Annotated in this window: 2 protein-coding genes; both read left to right on the top strand. The window is 69.1% G+C overall.

Annotation, left to right across the window (positions count from 1 at the left end; translation table 11 throughout):
- On the top strand, positions 1 to 1,014 hold a 1,014-nt coding region (locus tag H7A73_RS17895; protein ID WP_182067232.1), incomplete at its 5' end, for a tyrosine-type recombinase/integrase.
- 53 nt (positions 1,015 to 1,067) lie between these two features.
- Positions 1,068 to 1,729: hypothetical protein (locus H7A73_RS18000; protein ID WP_220456649.1), on the top strand; the 662-nt coding region annotated here is incomplete at its 3' end.

Raw genomic sequence — 1,729 nt, 5'->3', positions numbered from 1 at the left:
CGGCAGTTCGCCCGGTGGCGTGCCGGGTTCCTCGACCACGAGATCTCCGAACCGCACGAGCTCGAGCAGATCACCACCGCACCGGTCGACCCGACCGAGGTCGCGGCGTTCCTCGCGGACAAGGCCAACGCCGTCCTCCCTGATGGTGAGCAGCGGTACGCACCGGCGACAATCAGTCGCTACGTCGCCGCGATCGACTGGGAACACGCCCGCCGCGGCCACACCCCACCAGGCGCCACACCCATCGTCCGCGACGTCCTGAAAGGCATCCGTCGCACCCGTTCCGTGCCGGTTCGGCGGGCGAAGCCGATGACGTTGAAGGCACTGCAGACGACCCTGTTGAAGATCGACGTCGCTGATCTGCAGACCGGCGCGCTCGGAGCCCGCGATCATGCGCTGCTGCTGTTCGGGTTCGTCGGTGCGTTCCGCGAGTCCGAACTTACCGCCCTCACCGTCGCGGATCTCCGCCTCGTCGACGGTGAGGGCGTCTACGCCCGGGTACGGAAGTCCAAGACCGACCAGGACGGCCTCGGCCGGATCAAAGTGCTGCAGCAGGGCGCGAACCCGGTCACCTGCGCCCCCTGCGCCTATGTCAGGCTTTCCCGGTTGATGGCTGCGCAGGACGCCCGTGGAGAAGCGGGCCTGTTCGCTGCCCTCACTGGCGGGAGTCTCGCCGTTCACGTCTGCGCCGACGGACTCGGCGCAGACCGGTTGCCGCCGTCGATGCCGTTCTTCCGTGCCGTGTCGAAGTGGGGCCTGTTCCGGAACACCGGCATCAGCCCGACCACGGTCGGGAAGGCCGTCGCCCGCCGCGCACAAGCCGCGGGACTGGGGGAGGACGGCTGGTCCGGGCACTCTCTCCGTGCAGGGTTCGTCACCGAGGCACGAAACGCCGGCGCGACGGATGTGGAGATCATGAACCAGACCCACCACACCAACGCCGCCACCCTGCAGATCTACGACCGCGAATACGCACCCCTGGTCCGCAACGCCGTCACCCGGATGCGCTTGTGACTCCCCAAACTTCCCCCAAACCCGGCCCCAAACTCGAGCCCGACAGCAGGGCTTTGCTCGAGGCGCATTGGGGCCGCTTCGTCGCGTGGTGTATCGCGTCCGGACACGAGTCGCTCCCGGCGACGGCAGCAACGATTGAGCGGTTCCTGACGCTGTTCCCCGGATCTGCGTCGACGCAGCGGCTCCGCCGGCGCGCGATCCGCGCACACCACCTCGCAGTCGGCTACCCGGACCCGATGCCCACGGTGGAGGCGCGGGTATGGCCGCGAACAGAAGGCCCCGACCATGTGGCAGTGGGGAGGGTGTTGGCGGCGATCCCGAAGTACCGGTACCCGATCGGGCTCCGAGGCCGCCGCGACGCGTTCCTCACCGTCCTCCTTGGTAGCCTCAACCTCAGCCGCGAACAAGCCCGGACCATCACCCCCGCGGACGTCGCGGTGACGAGCATCGTCCGGATCCGCGGCCACGTCGTGCCATCGGCCGACGACCCGACGTCGTGCGCTGCTTGCGCGGTGACCCGGTGGCTGCGCATCGTCGGGCCCCTCTGGGCGGGGTTTCGAGGCGACGTCATCCGACTGCTCGACCCGACGAAAGGAAACCTCGACCGGCACGACTGCGAGCAGCCAGTAGCGGGGGATTGGCGCCGGGCGGAGCAGCTGCTGTTGCCGTTAGACGTCCATGGATGGGCGCGCACCGGGGTGAGCCTCTCGGGCCG

It is taken from the genome of Curtobacterium sp. ME12 (assembly GCF_903970855.1).
GTDB lineage: Bacteria > Actinomycetota > Actinomycetes > Actinomycetales > Microbacteriaceae > Curtobacterium > Curtobacterium poinsettiae_A.
Note: the sequence above shows the minus strand (reverse complement) of the source record. Positions and strands in the feature narration are given on the sequence as shown.